The sequence below is a fragment of the Mesorhizobium sp. LSJC280B00 genome, assembly GCF_000502835.1.
Taxonomy (GTDB): Bacteria; Pseudomonadota; Alphaproteobacteria; order Rhizobiales; family Rhizobiaceae; genus Mesorhizobium.
On the sequence record NZ_AYVL01000021.1, the window covers coordinates 98,006 to 114,576 of the forward strand.

Here is a 16,571-nt window from a genome sequence, read left to right on the forward strand (position 1 = left end):
ACAGAGGGGCACGGACTGGTCGCCATTCGCGGCCGCTTGCGTGCGACTCTGGAGATGACATGACGGGCGACGACACCAAACACCTCCCCCTCGAAGATCTGCACATGACAGCCGGTGCGCGCTTCGGCGCCTTCGCCGGCTGGTCGATGCCGTTGACCTACCCGGCCGGCGTGATGAAGGAGCACCTTCATAGCCGCGAGCATGCCGGCCTGTTCGACATCTCGCACATGAAGCTGTTCGAAATCAGCGGCCCGGGCGCAGCAGCGCTTCTGAACCGCGCCTGCCCGTTCGATGCCGGCGCGCTTGAGGTTTCCCAGTCCAAATACACGTTCTTCCTCAACGAGGCGGCCGGCATTCTGGACGATCTGATCGTCACTAGGCTCGGCGCCGAGCGCTTCATGATGGTCGCCAATGCCGGCAACGCCGCCGCCGACGAAAAGCATCTGCGCGCACTGGCCAAAAATTTCGATGCAGAGGGCGATTTCGATGTAAAAGTGGACGCGCTCGACCGCGTCTTCCTGGCCATCCAGGGCCCCGAGGCGTGGGCTGCCCTTTCCCGCGCCGGCATCGAGACCGGTTCGCTGGTGTTCATGCACGGCATCGAGCCGCGCGAAAACTGGTTCATGAGCCGGTCTGGCTATACTGGCGAAGACGGCTTTGAGATCGGCCTGACGGAAGCGGATGCAAGAAACCTCGTCGCCAGGCTGCTCGAGGACGAGCGGGTGATGTGGGTCGGCCTTGCCGCCCGCGACAGCCTGCGGCTCGAAGCCGGACTGTGCCTGCACGGGCTGGACATCACGCCGGAGATCGATCCGGCCAGCGCCGGGCTGATGTGGGCCATCCCCAAGGAGGTTCGCGCCTCTGGCGCCTTCATCGGCGCCGATGCGCTGCGCGCCATCCTGGAGCGCGGTCCGGCGCAAAAACGCGTCGGCCTGAAGCCGGAAGGCCGCCAGCCGGTGCGCGCCGGTGCTGCCCTTTTCGATGCTGACAGCAACCCTGCCGGCCATGTCACCTCAGGCGGCTTCGGCCCCTCGGCCGGTCATCCGGTCGCCATGGGCTACGTCCAGACGCCGCTTGCCAAATCCGGCGCAAAACTGTTCGCCGACGTTCGCGGGACGAAAATCCCGGTCGACATCCACCTCTTGCCCTTCACGCCCCATCGCTACCGCAAAGGATGATTTCAATGGCAAAGACCTATTTCACCGAAGATCACGAATGGCTGCGCGTCGAGGGCGGCATCGCCACGGTCGGCATCACCGATTACGCGCAGCAGCAGCTCGGCGATCTCGTCTTCGTCGAACTGCCGGAGCCGGGGAAGAAGCTGGCCAAGGGCGACACCGCCGTGGTGGTCGAATCGGTCAAGGCCGCATCGGATGTCTACGCGCCCGTCGACGGCGAGATCACCGAGGCCAACACCGCGCTGTCATCGGATCCTTCACTCGTCAATTCGGCGGCAACCGGCGACGGCTGGTTGTGGAAGATGAAGCTGGCCGATGAGAGCCAACTCGACGGACTCCTCGATGAAGCCGCTTACAAAGCCCATATTGGTTGATAGCAGGACCAGGAAGATGACCGCAGCACCCTACCCCTTCTCGGCTCGCCATATCGGCCCGGGCCTCCATGACGTCAGAGCCATGCTGGCGACGATCGGCGTTCCTTCGGTCGAGACCCTGATCAGCCAGGCAGTGCCGAAGTCGATCCGGCTCGACCGGCCGCTGGCCCTGCCCGCGCCCGCAAGCGAAGCGGAAGCGCTGGCCGAGCTCGCGGCGACGATGGCAAAGAACACGGTGCTGAAGAGCTTCATCGGTGCCGGGTATCATGGCGTCCACGTGCCGCCGGTGATCCAGCGCAACCTGTTCGAGAACCCGGCCTGGTACACGGCTTACACGCCTTACCAAGCCGAGATCAGTCAGGGCCGGCTGGAAATGCTGTTCAACTTCCAGACGCTGGTGACAGAACTGACCGGCCTGCCGGTGGCGTCGGCCTCGCTGCTCGACGAGGCGACGGCGGTGGCCGAAGCGGTTGGCATCGCGCTGCGCCATCATCGCGACAAGCGCACCAAGGTGGCACTGGCCGGCACGCCGCACCCGCAGACGCTGGACGTCGTGCGCACCCGTGCCGAGCCGCTCGGCATCGAGGTCGACGGCGAGGTGATCGACGACAACACCGCCGCCCTGCTGGTCTCCTGGCCCGATACGTTCGGCGTCTACGGCAATCACAAGGCAGCAATCGACAAGGCCCGCGCGGCCGGCGCGCTGGTCGTCTTCATCGCCGACCCGCTTGGCCTGACGCTGACCGATGCGCCGGCCAAGCTTGGCGCCGACATCGCCGTCGGCCCGATGCAGCGTTTTGGCGTGCCGATGGGCTTTGGCGGGCCGCACGCCGCCTATTGCGCCGTCTCCGACAGGCTGACGCGGCTGATGCCCGGCCGGCTCGTTGGCCAGTCGACGGATAGCAAGGGCCGTCCCGGTTATCGCCTCGCTTTGCAGACACGCGAGCAGCATATCCGCCGCGACAAGGCGACGTCCAACATCTGCACCGCACAGGCGCTGCTCGCCAATATGGCGACGGCCTACGCGATCTGGCATGGCCCTGCCGGGCTGCAGGCGATTGCCGGCCGCGTCCACACGCTGGCCAACCGCCTGGCTGCCGGCCTCAAGGCAGCGGGCGTTTCGGTGCTCGGCGACAGCCGCTTCGACACTGTGACCGTGGAAGTGAAGGGCAGAGCCGGCGCGATTGCCGCCGCCGCAGAAAAGACCAGCCGGCTGCTGCGCGTCATCGACGCCGACCATGTCGGCATCAGCTTCGACGAGACCTCCACCGAAGCCGATCTGGAGGCGATCGCAGCACTTTTCGGCGCCAAGGCCGGCGTTGCCGCCAGCAGTTCCATGCCAGGAAAACCGCGCGGCAACGAGTTTCTCACCCAGCCCGTCTTCCGCGAAAACCACTCGGAAACCGACATGATGCGCTTCCTGCGCCGGCTGTCCGACAAGGACCTGGCGCTTGACCGCGCCATGATCCCGCTCGGTTCCTGCACCATGAAGCTCAACGCCGCCGCCGAAATGATGCCGGTGAGCTGGCCTGATGTCGCCAACCTGCATCCCTTCGCCCCGGCTGACCATTCGACAGGCTATCGCGCCATGATCGACGAGCTGGAAGGCTGGCTGGCGGAGATCACCGGCTTCGACGCGGTGACCCTGCAGCCCAACGCCGGCAGCCAGGGCGAATATGCCGGCCTGCTCGCCATTCGCGGCTACCACCGCTCACGCGGCGAAGGCCATCGCACCGTCTGCCTGATTCCGTCCTCGGCGCATGGCACCAATCCGGCAAGCGCGGCCATGGCCGGCATGAGCGTTGTCGTCGTGCGCTGCACCGAGGACGGCAATATCGACATGGAAGACCTGCAGGCCAAGGCGGCCGAGCATGCGCACAATCTCGCGGCGCTGATGTTCACCTACCCTTCGACGCATGGCGTCTTCGAGGAAGGCGCGCGCGATCTCTGTGCGCTGGTCCACAGCCATGGCGGCCAGGTCTATTTCGACGGCGCCAACCTCAACGCGCTGGTCGGCCTCGCCCGTCCCGGCGATATCGGCGCCGATGTCTGCCACATGAACCTGCACAAGACCTTCTGCATCCCGCATGGCGGCGGCGGCCCCGGTGTCGGCCCGATCGGCGTCAAGGCGCACCTGAAGCCATATCTGCCCGGCCACATCACCGAAGGCTCGGCCCATGCCGTGGCGGCGGCACCGTTCGGCAGTGCCTCCATCCTGCCGATCACCTGGATGTATATCCGCATGATGGGCGCTTCCGGCCTGAAGCAGGCGACCGAGACGGCGATCATCTCCGCCAACTATGTGGCGACGCGGCTCGGCGAGCATTTCCCCCTGCTTTACAAAGGGCGCAACGGACGCGTTGCGCATGAATGCATCCTCGACACCCGCGTGCTCAAAGACAGCGCCGGCATCAGCGTCGACGATATCGCCAAGCGGCTGATCGACTATGGCTTCCATGCACCGACCATGTCGTTCCCGGTAGCCGGCACACTAATGGTGGAGCCGACCGAGTCCGAGCCCAAGCGCGAGCTGGATCGCTTCTGCGAGGCAATGATCGCCATAGCCGGCGAGGCAGCCAAGGTGGCGAAGGGCGAATGGCCGTTGGCCGACAATCCTCTAGTCAATGCGCCGCACACCGCCGCCGAGGCGTTGGCCGGTCAGTGGACCCATCCCTATTCGCGCCTGGAGGCGGCCTACCCCGCCGGCGATGCCGACACGGCGGCAAAATACTGGCCGCCGGTGTCACGCATCGACAATGTCGCCGGCGACCGCAACCTTGTCTGCTCCTGCCCGCCGCTGTCGGAATATCTGGGTGCGGCGGAATAGATCATGATCCCGAAAAGTGGAATCCGGTTTTCGGACAAGATCATGGGTCTAACAAGCAGATAGAAACCTCAATCAGGCAGAACGCAAGGCCGGCCCGTCGGCCTTGCTCGCCCGGTCCCGAACGACGACGCGATTTCGCCCGGCGCGCTTTGCCGCATAGAGTGCTGCGTCGGCTTCGGCCAGCACATCGTCGAGACCGGTGCCGTTTGTTCCGCCAAAGCCGATGCCGCCGCTGACTGTGCTTCGCAACGGACCGAGTTGGGTGGCCACGACTTCCGTGCCGAAGGCGACGCTGATCTTGCTCGCAATGTCATAGGCCTTCTCTTCCGTCATCCGCGACATGACGAGCACGAATTCCTCGCCGCCCAGTCGGAAGGCGTCGACGCCGGTTCTGGCGTACTTCCTGATGACGCCGGCGAAGCGGCGCAGGACCTGGTCGCCGACCGGGTGACCGAATACGTCGTTCGTCCTCTTGAAATGGTCGAGGTCGAACATGGCGACGGACATGAACGGGCCGAAGACCCGCTCGCCGTAGAGTGCCGTCAACGCCCGCCGATTCATCAGCCCGGTCAATGGATCGGTCATCGTCTCGGCCTTCAATTCGATTTGCGCCTGCAAATGGTGCAGGGAGAGCGTCAATGCGCCGAGCCCGGTCATGCAGGCGACGGCCACGACGGAATTCACCCGCTCGGCCCAATTGTCGGGCGCGACACCCAGCACCCATTGGCCCTTGACCAGCAGGACCGCGCCGCAAAGTCCGAACGACAGGGCACAGACGCCGCTCAGGAACGAGACGACCAGCAATATCCGGCGATCGTGACCACCCTCAATCCAGAACATCGCTCCGATGAGCGAGAGCAGCGCCGTTACCGTTGCGTAGGTGACAATAAATCCGACACCATCAAATCCGAGATACGTCGCGCCTGTGCAAACAGCCATCGCAACCAAGGTCGGCAAGATGGCGCGCCTGTAGTCGCCTATGCCGAGATATTGCATGGCCGACAGGCAGAGAATCAGGAAGCCGAGGCTGAGAAGCGCAAGCACGATCTGGCAAAGCCAGGCGCTTGGATCCCTGGTGTAATGCCAGAACAACACGACATGTGCGACCAGCACGAGAATGCCGCAGGCCACCGTCAGCACAAAGCGTGCCTGTGGCGCGGTGAACCAGATCGCAAACATGGTGATGCTAAGGCACGTGCCCGACAGCGCCGCCGCGAGCAGGAGCGAACTGTAATCCAACATGCTTAAGCGACAGCCTCTTGAGGGTTCCGCTGCATTCTAGGTCAGCGACAGTCCGCAAATACCGTTTTTTCAGCCAATCTTGCGGCGTAACCTTCGGACAGGGTTTACAAAGCGTCGATGCTCCAGGCTTCGACCCATTTCCGCCGCTTGGTTGTCGAATGGTTTTGCAGTAAGAGGCTCTATCCTCGAACGTAACAGGAACCTCCGTCGCCTGCCCGCAAAAAGCGTGGCAGTATCGGGTGGTGATTCGCAGCATCGGAATCCAGGACCGGCATGGACGACAATAACGATCTTTTCGCCAAATTGGACAAGCAGCCGCAACCGGCTCGCGCCGCCGCGCGCCCGGCCGACCCGCTGGTGCAGGCGGCGAAGCGGCCGGCGCCCCGCGACGCCAGCGAGAGCTACAGTGCCGCCGATATCGAAGTGCTGGAGGGGCTGGAGCCGGTGCGCCGCCGCCCGGGCATGTACATTGGCGGCACCGACGACAAGGCGATGCACCATCTGTTCGCCGAGGTCATCGACAATTCGATGGACGAGGCGGTCGCCGGCCATGCGACCTTCATCGATGTCGAGCTTTCCGCCGACGGATACCTGTCCGTAACCGACAACGGCCGCGGCATTCCGGTCGATCCGCACCCGAAATTCAAGAAGCCGGCGCTCGAACTCATCATGACGACGCTGCATTCAGGCGGCAAGTTCGACAGCAAGGTTTACGAGACGTCCGGCGGCCTGCACGGTGTCGGCGTTTCCGTGGTCAACGCGCTGTCCGACCATCTCGAGGTCGAGGTCGCGATTGGGCGCAAGCTCTATCGCCAGCGCTTCTCGCGAGGCGTTCCGGTGACCGGCCTGGAGCAGCTCGGCGAGGTGCACAACCGCCGCGGCACGAAGATCCGCTTCCATCCAGACGAGCAGATTTTCGGCAAGGGTGCTGCTTTCGAGCCGGCGCGGCTCTACCGCATGGCGCGGTCAAAGGCCTACCTGTTCGGCGGTGTCGAAATCCGCTGGACCTGCGATCCCTCGCTGATCAAGGAAAAGGACACGACGCCGGCCAAGGCAGAATTCCATTTTCCGGGCGGCCTCAAGGATTATCTGAAAGCCTCGCTCGGCGACGAATTCCAGGTCACCCGTGAAATGTTTGCCGGTAAGAGCGAGAAGCAGGGCGGCCACGGTTCGCTCGAATGGGCGGTAACCTGGTTCGGCGGCGACGGTTTTATCAATTCCTATTGCAACACCATTCCGACCGCCGAAGGCGGCACGCATGAGGCCGGCTTCCGCAACGTCCTGACGCGCGGCTTGCGCGCTTATGCCGACCTGGTCGGCAACAAGCGCGCCTCGATCGTCACTTCCGAGGATGTGATGATCTCGGCGGCGGGCATGCTGTCGGTGTTCATCCGCGAACCGGAATTTGTCGGCCAGACCAAGGACAGGTTGGCGACGATCGAGGCGATCCGCATCGTCGAAAGCGCTATCCGCGACCCGTTCGACCACTGGCTGGCCGACAATCCGCAGGAAGCTTCGAAACTGCTCGAATGGGTGATCGCGCGCGCCGACGAGCGGGTGCGCCGCCGCCAGGAAAAGGAAGTGTCGCGCAAGAGTGCGGTGCGCAAGCTGCGCCTGCCCGGCAAGCTCGCCGACTGCACGCAGAATGCCGCCGCCGGTGCCGAGCTGTTCATCGTCGAGGGCGATTCGGCCGGCGGTTCGGCAAAGCAGGCGCGCGACCGCGCCAGCCAGGCGGTGCTGCCCCTGCGCGGCAAGATCCTCAACGTCGCCAGCGCCGGCAACGACAAGCTTGCCGCCAACCAGCAGATATCCGACCTCATCCAGGCGCTTGGCTGCGGCACGCGCTCGAGATATCGCGACGAGGACCTGCGTTACGACCGGGTCATCATCATGACCGATGCCGACGTCGACGGCGCCCATATCGCTTCNGATCACCTTTTTCTACCAGGAGATGCCGAGCCTGGTCCGCGGCGGCCATCTCTATCTGGCGGTGCCGCCGCTGTATTCGATCCGGCAAGGCGGCAAGATCGCCTATGCCCGCAACGATGCGCATAAGGACGAACTCCTGCGCACCGAATTCACCGGGCGCGGCAAGGTCGAAATCGGCCGCTTCAAGGGGCTGGGCGAAATGATGGCCGCCCAGCTCAAGGAAACCACCATGGACCCGAAAAAGCGCACGCTGCTGCGGGTCGACGTTATCGATGCCGAGGCGGCGACCAAGGATGCGGTCGACGCATTGATGGGGACCAAGCCCGAGGCCCGTTTCCGCTTCATCCAGGAACGCGCGGAATTCGCCGAGACGGAAGTGCTGGATATCTGAGCTCCCGCCGCTAGCTTGGCCTTCTGAGCTGGAGACGAGCACTTGACCTGGGCGCGGCTGAAGGACGATATCGGCACGCGGATCGCTGGCCTGACGCGGCCGACGCGCTCGGACTGGATCTTTGCCCTGCGCACCGTTTCGGCCGGCCTCATCGCGATTTTGGCCGCCTATGCGCTGAAGCTCGACCACCCGCAATGGGCGATGATGACGGTGTTCATCGTCGCACAGCCGGTCGCCGGCATGGTGCTGGCGAAGGGGTTTTATCGTCTCCTCGGCACGCTTGCCGGCGCGCTGGCGGCGATCGGCATTACCACTGTTTTCGATGCCAACCCGTGGTTGCTGGTTGCAGTTCTTGCCGTCTGGATCGGCATCTGCTCGCTGGTCTCGTCGCTGCTACGCAATCCGGAAGCCTATGGCGCGGCGCTTGCCGGCTACACCGCGATGATCATCGGCCTGCCGGCTTTCGGCCAGCCGCACCTCGTCATCGATCTCGCCGTGGCGCGCTGCGCGGAAATCGTGCTTGGTATCGTCTGCGCTGCGCTGACCAGCCGGCTGATCCTGCCGAAACTGGCCGCCGACGCCATCATCTCAAGACTGAAACGCAGCATTCTCGACTTGGCGGCCTATGCGGACGGCGCTTTTTCCGGCGGCGATGCGGAAAAGCTTGCCGGGCTGCACCGCAAGCTGATCGGCGACGTCCAGACGCTCGGCGAGATGCGCACCTACGCAAGGCTGGAGGGGCCGAGCCTCGCCACCCGCGCCTATCCTGTCCGGCGTACCATCGGCCAGCTTCTGTCGGCCCTGTCAGCGGCGCGTGCGCTGCATGCCCACGCCGCGCCGAAGAATGCAGCCCTCATCCCCGTTCGCGCCGAGTTGCAGGCCGTTGTCGGCGAACTGGTAGCCAAGCCGGGCGCGCTGGACGATACGGCGCCCTGGGTGGCGCGGCTCGACGCAATCGCCGGCAAGGCACGGCAGATGCCTGACATCGCGGCCGGGCAAGACATTGACTGGGCTGGCACTGTCACCCGCCTAACCATTGCCGCCGACTTCGCCGAGGCAATGCAGCAAGTGCTGCGCGGCCTGGATGCACTGCGCTCTCCCCCGTCTCATGCCAGTCGCGAACGCCGGCAGCCAGCGCTGGTGGTGCACCGCGATTACCGTGCGGCATCGCGCAATGCCGTGCGCGCAGCAATCGCCACGCTCCTGGTCGCCGGCTTCTGGCTGGCGACGAAATGGTCGGACGCGACGGGCACGGTCATTCTGGTCGCCGTTGTCTCCAGCTTGTTCGCCGCGCGCGCCGATCCGATCCGGTCGGCATGGAACTTCTTCGAGGGCACGTTGCTCGCCCTGCCGTTCGCGTTTGTGGTCGGGCAGATGGCACTTCCAGCGCTGCCGGGCTTTGGCTGGTTCGCGGTTTTCGTCGTCCCGATCCTGGTGCCAGCGGCACTGGCCATGGCCAATCCGCGCTACGTCGGCGTGGCAACGGCCTTTGCGATCAATTTCCTCGCCTTCCTCAGCCCACATCAGGTCATGACCTACGATCCGGAGCCGTTCCTCGCCAATTCGGCAGCGGTCCTTGTCGGCATTCTTCTGGCGATCGGCGTCTTCGCCGTCGTGCTGCCCGCCGACCCCTGGGTTACAGTCAACCGCATCCTGCAAACCATGCGCGAAGATCTTGCACGCCTTTGCCTGCACGACCGCCTGCCGCGGCGATCGGCCTTCGAAAGCCTTGCCTACGACCGGATCAACCAGTTGATGCCACTGCTGCAGAACGCCGGCAAGAAAGGCGACGCGGTTCTCGGCGGCGGCATAGCTGCGGTTACCGTCGGCCTCGAAATCCTGCGGCTGCGCAACGCGCAGCAAAGTTCCGCGATCCCGCCTGAAACAGCACTTTCCATCACCAATTTCCTGCGCGGGCTGGCACGCGAACTGCTGTTCAGGCGGCCCGGCGAGCCGCAGACGGCGACCGTCGCGGTCGCCAGGCAGTATGCAGCTGGCATCGCGGAGCGCAGCGTCGCAGCCGAAATGCTGCAGACCGCCGCCTCGCTGCGCATCATCGCCGCCGCGATTGAGGATTTTCCGGACTTTTTCGCGAAAGACCGGGTTTAGGCAGCAGCGATCGCCAGCGCGTGCCCGCGTGCGTTCTCGCGCAGCGCGTCGAGATGGATCGATTTGACCAGCCCGGCGAGATCGCCTTCGGCGGACTGTCCGCCCAATTCCTTCAGCATCAGCCAACTGACTTCCTGGACGCCGGCGAGGCGTTTGCCATTGGCGACCTCGCGCCAGACCTTCAGCGCGCGCAGAATGATGGCGTGGGTGGCGGCGGTAAGCCCGGCGCTGCGGAACAGTGCCTGCAGAGCCACGTCATGCCCGCCGGCCAGCAGTGCCCTCACCCGTTGCTCGGACTGTTGGCTGAGCGCGACCAGCGCCGAGCCAAAGAAGTCGACCTTGCCGTGCGCAATGGTGCGGATGACGAAGCTTGCGGTCAGGTCGCCGCGCAGGCGCAGATGTTCGACAAGTGCGGTATGTTCCTCTGCACGCGTGCCTTCGATCAGTGTCACGGAGGCTTTGACGCAAGCATCGCGCATGACGCGCTCGGCCCTGGCGGCGCCCATCAGCGCCAGCACCAGCGGCGAGCCCTTGAGCGTCTCGCCCACTTTGACCAGCAGCAAATGCCGGCAATCGGCGGGCAGGCGCGCGTCGGCAATCAGCGCTTCGCGCACCAGAGGCAGGTGGCCGTGCCGCTCGGCCATGCGCCGAAAGCTGATCGATGCGATATCGGCGCCGCTGTTGGCGAGCAGCGTGGCGCAGGCTTCCGGCTCGCCGATCTCGGCGATCGCCGCCGCAACCGACATCGAGACGCGTGGCCGGTCGGCGATCACCTTCTGCGTCGCTTTCTGGCCGCCGGCAACCCGATCGATCAGGTCGGCATCGGTGAGCAGCGGCGAGCGCGCCAGCACCAAGGCTGCGACTTCCGGCTGGTCCGAGGCCAGCGCGCTGACGATCTGCGGCGGCGCATGATGGCTCATGGAAAGCGCATCGGCGATCGCCAGCCGCACCTTCGACGATGCGTCATCGAGCAGCAGCGTCAGCGCCGCCTCGGCAGCGCAGCGGTCCTCGAAAGGCAGCTCCGAGTCGACATAGGCGCGAGCCAGCGCGCTTGCCGCCGCAGCACGCTCCGACACCTTCGCCGTATGGATCCATTTCAGGAAATGCGAAACGACCATGTCGCCTGCTTACGCCCCTTGCCAGAACGCTTCTGACCCTGGTGGAGACCGTAGGCACAAATGGTTTACGAACGGTTCACCATGTTCGTTAACTGGCTTGCGAGCGCGATATGCAACGCCTATCAACCCTGAAGCAGCGGAGGAGATCGACCATGGCCGGGCTTTATCTTGAGGAGTTCGTTGTCGGCCATGTGTTCAAGCACACGCTGCGCAAGACCGTGACCGAAAGCGACAACATGCTGTTTTCGGTGATGACGCTGAACCCGCAACCGCTGCACATCGATTTCGACTTCGCGGCGAAGAGCGAATGGGGCAAACCGCTGGTCAATTCGCTGTTCACGCTGGGCCTGATGATCGGCATCTCGGTCAATGACATCACCGTCGGCACCACCATCGCCAATCTCGGCATGAAGGAGACAGTGTTTCCGCACCCCGTCTTCCATGGCGACACCATTCGCGTCGAGACCACGGTGGTTTCGGTGCGCGATTCCAGGTCGAAACCGGACCGCGGTATCGTCGAGTTCGAGCACCGCGCCTATAACCAGAACGACGTGCTGGTTGCCAAATGCACGAGGCAAGCCATGATGATGAAAAAGGCATAGCCGATGCGTTCTCTGCTCTTCGTTCCCGGCGATTCGGAAAAGAAGCTGGAGAAGGGCTTTGGCGTAGGCGCCGACGTGGTCATCATCGACCTCGAGGATTCGATTGCCGCGCAGAACAAAGGTCTGGCGCGCGACACAGCGGCGCGTTTTATCGCCGAGCACAGGCACCGGACCAGCTCCGCGATCTATGTTCGGGTCAACGATCTTTCGACCGGACTGACCGACGACGATCTGGCGGCGCTCGTGCCGGTGAAACCAGACGGCATCATGCTGCCTAAGTCGAACAGCGGACTGGATGTCCAGCATCTCTCGGCCAAGCTCAGGGTGCACGAAGCCGAAGGCGGCCTGCCGGATGGAGCGATAAGGATCCTGCCGATCATCACAGAAACGGCCGCAGGCGTCTTGGCCGCAGCGACCTACGCCCGTGCAAGCGCGCGGCTTGTCGGCGTCACCTGGGGCGCGGAAGATCTGTCGGCGGCAATCGGCGCACGCGCGACGCGCGACGCGAATGGCCGCTACACGGATGTGTTCCGCCTCGCCCGCACCATGACCATGCTTGCCGCAAGTGCCGCGGAAGTCGCGGCAATCGACACCGTCTTTCCGGATTTTCGCGACATGGCCGGCTTCGAGGCCGAATGCGCCGAGGCCGAGCGCGACGGTTTCACCGGCAAGATGGCGATCCATCCGGCGCAGGTGCCGGTCATCAACGCCGCCTTCACGCCTTCGGCGCAAGCGGTGAAAAGCGCCCTGGCGATCGTCGAGGCGTTCGAGGCGGCAGGAAATCCCGGCGTCGTTGGCATGGATGGCAAGATGTACGACCGGCCGCATCTCAAGCTCGCAGAGCGGCTCCTGGCGCGAGCCAAGGCATCGGAGCTTGATCCTTAGGGGTCTGTTCCGCGCCGAAATTATCCCACCCACGGCCCTGAATAGTCGGCATAGAGCTTTGCCGGATCGGGCCGCGGTCGTTCCGGTGCTGGCCCCTGGTAGGAGCCGATATGGACGAAGCCGACGACCCGCTCATGCGGCGCCAGGCCGAGGATCGCCCTGCCCCCGGGCACGTCGGAATACCAGTTGCTGATCATGTTGGTGCCGTAGCCCAGCGCATTGGCGGCAAGCATCAGGTTCATCGCCGCCATGCCGCCGGACAGGAACATCTCCCATTGCGGGATCTTTGGATTTTCCCTGGGGATAGAAATCACGCCGATGACCAGCGGTGCCCGCGAAAAGCGCGCCAATTCCTGGTTGCGCCGGCCTTCCGGCAGCGGCCCTTCGCGCTGTTCGGCAAGTTCTGCCAGCTTCTTGCCGATCTCGATGCGGGCCTCGCCGCGATAAAGGATGAAACGCCAAGGCTCCAGCCGGCCATGGTCCGGCACCCGCGAGGCGGCGGCGATCATCGTCGCGATCTCCGCATCGCCCGGTGCCGGTTCTTTCAAATCCGGGATCGGCGCGGAATTTCGGCTCAGCAGAAAATCGATGATCGGCGACGCCATGGGCGCAAGTCTCCTGGAATTTGAGCTGAAGCGCACCATCGGGACATCGGGCGGCTTGGGCATTGGCGCGGCGCGCCGAACAAAGAGCCCTGTAGCAGAAGCCGACCGGACTCTTAAGCCTTGAAATTGCCACCGCCTTGGGCTTCAACGCAAGGCATGTTTGAGGGGACATTGCGTCTTTTCCTGATATGGCTCGCTGCCGCACTGTTGATGGTGCCGGTTTCGCTTGCCGTCGCCCAGGATGTGGACGGCCTCGGCGAGCTGAAGCTTCCCGGAATTTCGGGCTATGCGCCTCCGAAAAGCGAGACATCGCTGGCATTGGGCAGCAGCGGGGCGATCACGCTGTCGGCGCAATTGACCGACAAGGGCGCCGACATCACGCGCGGCATCGTCTGGCGCGTCTTCAAACCCGAATCGGCCAGCGACGGCAAGCTGCCGATGGTCGCCTCCGCTCATGGCGGCACCGCCATATTCCAGCTCGAGCCGGGTTCGTATCTGGTCCACGCCTCCTACGGGCGGGCCGGCGCCACCAAGCGCATCACCGTCGGCAAGGAAGCCAAGCGCGAGAGCCTCGTGCTCGATGCCGGTGGCCTCAAGCTCGATGCCGTGCTGTCCGGCGGGGTACGCATACCGCCGAAGAAGCTGCGCTTCTCGATCTATGAGAGCCACGCCGCGGCCGATGGCGATCGCGCCCTCATCATACCCGATGTCGAGCCGAACAGCGTCGTGCGGCTCAATGCCGGCACCTACCACGTCGTGTCGACCTATGGCGCGGTGAACGCGGTCATCCGCTCCGACATCCGCGTCGAGGCCGGCAAGCTCACCGAAGCGACGGTCGAGCACCGTGCCGCCGAGATGACCATGAAGCTGGTGCGCGAACCAGGCGGCGAGGCTATCGCCGACACCTCCTGGTCGTTGCTCAATGAATCCGGCGATCCGATCAAGGAAACCGTCGGCGCCTTTGCCTCGATGGTGCTGGCCGAGGGCGACTACACCATCATCGCCAAGAACCGCGACCGCATCTACCAGAAGGATTTTACGGTGGTGGCTGGGCACAACCAGGACATCGAGGTTCTGGCCACCGAGGCTTCGGCCATCGATTCCGAGGAAGGCGCCGACTGAGGCGCGCCCCTCTAAGCTGCCTTGCGCATGCGTCGCGCCAGCGCGTTGCCGACGCGCACGTCGATCGATTTGCCAGATAGGCGCGCGGCGTGACAGGCATATAAAATATAAAAAATGGCGGTGGATCGCTCCACCGCCATTCGTTGCTGGTCGACTGGTTCAGGCCGCGCGGCGCTTGCGGTCGGGTGTCACCGCCTCGTCGGCAAGCAGCTTCACGGCGGCTGCGAGGCCGAGCGATTCCTGGTCGCGCGACCCGAGACGACGGATATTGACCGTTTCTTCCTCGGCCTCGCGCTTGCCACAGACCAGTATGACCGGGACCTTGGCCAGCGAATGCTCGCGGACCTTGTAGTTGATCTTCTCGTTGCGCAGGTCGGCCTCGGCGATCAGCCCGGCCGCCTTCAGCTGCGCGACGACCTTTCGCGCGTAATCGTCGGCATCGGAAGTGATCGTCGCCACCACCACCTGCAGCGGCGCGAACCAGAGCGGGAAATGGCCGGAATAATTCTCGATCAGGATGCCGAGAAAACGCTCCATCGAGCCGCAGATGGCGCGATGCACCATCACCGGCTGCTTCTTTTCCGAATCCGAGCCGATGTAGAAGGCGCCGAACCGTTCCGGCAGGTTGAAATCAACCTGCGTGGTGCCGCATTGCCAGTCGCGGCCGATGGCGTCCTTCAGCACATATTCGAACTTCGGCCCGTAGAACGTGCCCTCACCCGGATTGACGCCCGTCTTGATCCGGTTGCCCGACCGCGCGGCGATCTTGTCGAGCACGTCCTGCAGCACGCCCTCGGCATGATCCCACATCGCGTCGGTGCCGACCCGTTTTTCGGGGCGGGTCGCCAGCTTGACGGTGATTTCGTCGAAGCCGAAATCGGCATAGGTCGAGAGGATCAGATCGTTGATCTTGATGCACTCGTCGGCGAGCTGTTCCTCGGTGCAGAAGATGTGCGCATCGTCCTGGGTAAAGCCGCGCACGCGCATCAGCCCGTGCAGCGCGCCGGACGGCTCATAGCGATGCACATTGCCGAATTCCGCAAGTTTTACCGGCAGATCGCGGTAGGATTTCAGCCCGTGCTTGAAGATTTGGACGTGACCGGGGCAGTTCATCGGCTTCAGCGCAAACACCCGGTCGTCGTCGGTGTCGTCGCCAGCAACCGTCACCTTGAACATGTTGTCTCGGTACCAGCCCCAGTGGCCCGACGTCTCCCACAGGCTCTTGTCGAGCACCTGCGGCGCGTTGACCTCCTGATAGCCCTGTTCGTCGAGGCGGCGACGCATGTAATTGACCAGGTTCTGGAACATCCTCCAGCCCTTGGCGTGCCAGAACACGACCCCGGGGCCCTCTTCCTGGAAGTGGAACAGGTCCATCTCACGGCCGAGCTTCCTGTGGTCGCGCTTCTCGGCCTCCTCCAGCATCGTCTGGTAGGCTTCGAGCTGCGCCTGGTCGGCCCAGGCCGTGCCGTAGATGCGCGTCAGCATCGGGTTGTTCGAATCGCCGCGCCAATAGGCGCCGGCGACCTTCATCAGCTTGAAGGCGTTGCCGATCTGGCCAGTCGAGGCCATATGCGGGCCGCGGCAAAGGTCGAACCAGTCGCCTTGTGCATAGATCTTGAGGTCCTGATCCTCGGGGATGGCGTCGATCAACTCAAGCTTGTAGCGCTCGCCCTTGTCGGCAAAGATCCTCTTCGCCTTTTCGCGCGACCAGACCTCTTGGGTGAACGGCTTGTTGCGCGCAATGATCTCGCGCATCTTCTTCTCGATCACCGGGAAATCGTCGGGCGTGAACGGCTCGTTGCGGGCAAAATCGTAGTAGAATCCGTTTTCGATCACCGGCCCGATGGTCACCTGCGTTCCCGGCCAAAGTTCCTGCACGGCTTCGGCCAGCACATGGGCTGCATCGTGGCGGATGAGCTCCAGCGCACGCGGGTCCTCGCGGGTGATGATCTCGACTTTGCCCGATCTGCCGATCGGGTCGGAAAGATCGCGCACTGTGCCGTCGATCGAATAGGCAACGGCCTTCTTGGCCAGCGACTTCGAGATCGATTCCGCCAGGCCGGCGCCGGTCATCGCCGCGTCGTAATCGCGAACGGAACCATCGGGAAATGTCAGGGAAACGGAATTCAGCATAAGATTCTCCTATCCAGTCCCGCAAACGAGCGCGGGTGGTGAAATGCATGTCGCCC

General features: G+C 64.0%; 11 protein-coding genes and 1 pseudogene. 8 read left to right on the plus strand and 4 right to left on the minus strand.

From position 1 onward, the window contains the following. Positions 1-59: 59 nt before the first annotated feature. Genes gcvT through gcvP form a run of 3 tightly spaced genes read left to right on the plus strand, consistent with a single transcriptional unit; the run spans position 60 to position 4,379 of the window. Positions 60-1,178, plus strand: coding sequence for a glycine cleavage system aminomethyltransferase GcvT (gene gcvT / locus X773_RS64425; RefSeq protein ID WP_023678865.1), 1,119 nt, complete (start codon positions 60-62; stop codon positions 1,176-1,178). 5 nt (positions 1,179-1,183) lie between these two features. Next, positions 1,184-1,552, plus strand: coding sequence for a glycine cleavage system protein GcvH (gcvH, locus tag X773_RS64430; RefSeq protein ID WP_023678866.1), 369 nt, complete (start codon positions 1,184-1,186; stop codon positions 1,550-1,552). A gap of 16 nt (positions 1,553-1,568) precedes the next feature. Further along, entirely contained in the window at positions 1,569-4,379 is a 2,811-nt protein-coding gene (gene gcvP, locus X773_RS64435; RefSeq protein WP_023678867.1) for an aminomethyl-transferring glycine dehydrogenase, read from the plus strand. 72 nt (positions 4,380-4,451) lie between these two features. Here the strand turns inward: gcvP and X773_RS64440 are convergent, their stop codons facing one another. Continuing rightward, positions 4,452-5,621: a GGDEF domain-containing protein gene (locus tag X773_RS64440; protein WP_023678868.1), complete on the minus strand. Its 1,170-nt coding sequence runs from the start codon at positions 5,619-5,621 to the stop codon at positions 4,452-4,454. 273 nt (positions 5,622-5,894) lie between these two features. On the opposite strand from X773_RS64440, the pseudogene parE reads away from it, so the two are divergent. Beyond that, positions 5,895-7,941 (plus strand): annotated as a pseudogene (gene parE, locus X773_RS64445) (DNA topoisomerase IV subunit B). A 42-nt stretch (positions 7,942-7,983) separates the two neighbouring features. Further along, the gene (locus X773_RS64450) at positions 7,984-10,050 is read left to right on the plus strand and encodes an FUSC family protein (protein ID WP_023678869.1); all 2,067 of its coding nucleotides are present in this window, start codon (positions 7,984-7,986) and stop codon (positions 10,048-10,050) included. Here X773_RS64450 and X773_RS64455 read toward each other — a convergent pair. Then, positions 10,047-11,168, minus strand: a complete 1,122-nt coding sequence (locus X773_RS64455) for a DUF2336 domain-containing protein (protein ID WP_023678870.1) — start codon at positions 11,166-11,168, stop codon at positions 10,047-10,049. The genes X773_RS64450 and X773_RS64455 overlap by 4 nt on opposite strands. A gap of 152 nt (positions 11,169-11,320) precedes the next feature. Here X773_RS64455 and X773_RS64460 point away from each other — a divergent pair, with 152 nt between their 5' ends. Then, the gene (locus X773_RS64460) at positions 11,321-11,770 is read left to right on the plus strand and encodes a MaoC family dehydratase (RefSeq protein WP_023678871.1); all 450 of its coding nucleotides are present in this window, start codon (positions 11,321-11,323) and stop codon (positions 11,768-11,770) included. 3 nt (positions 11,771-11,773) lie between these two features. Then, positions 11,774-12,655 (plus strand): CoA ester lyase, encoded by an 882-nt coding sequence (locus tag X773_RS64465; RefSeq protein ID WP_023678872.1) that lies wholly within the window; start codon positions 11,774-11,776, stop codon positions 12,653-12,655. 20 nt (positions 12,656-12,675) lie between these two features. On the opposite strand, the gene X773_RS64470 is transcribed toward X773_RS64465, so the two are convergent. Then, entirely contained in the window at positions 12,676-13,260 is a 585-nt protein-coding gene (locus X773_RS64470) for a nitroreductase (protein ID WP_023678873.1), read from the minus strand. A 156-nt stretch (positions 13,261-13,416) separates the two neighbouring features. On the opposite strand from X773_RS64470, the gene X773_RS64475 reads away from it, so the two are divergent. Continuing rightward, entirely contained in the window at positions 13,417-14,382 is a 966-nt protein-coding gene (locus X773_RS64475) for a hypothetical protein (RefSeq protein WP_023678874.1), read from the plus strand. A gap of 159 nt (positions 14,383-14,541) precedes the next feature. Here X773_RS64475 and thrS read toward each other — a convergent pair whose 3' ends face one another. Further along, positions 14,542-16,515, minus strand: coding sequence for a threonine--tRNA ligase (thrS, locus tag X773_RS64480; protein WP_023678876.1), 1,974 nt, complete (start codon positions 16,513-16,515; stop codon positions 14,542-14,544). Positions 16,516-16,571: the final 56 nt, after the last annotated feature.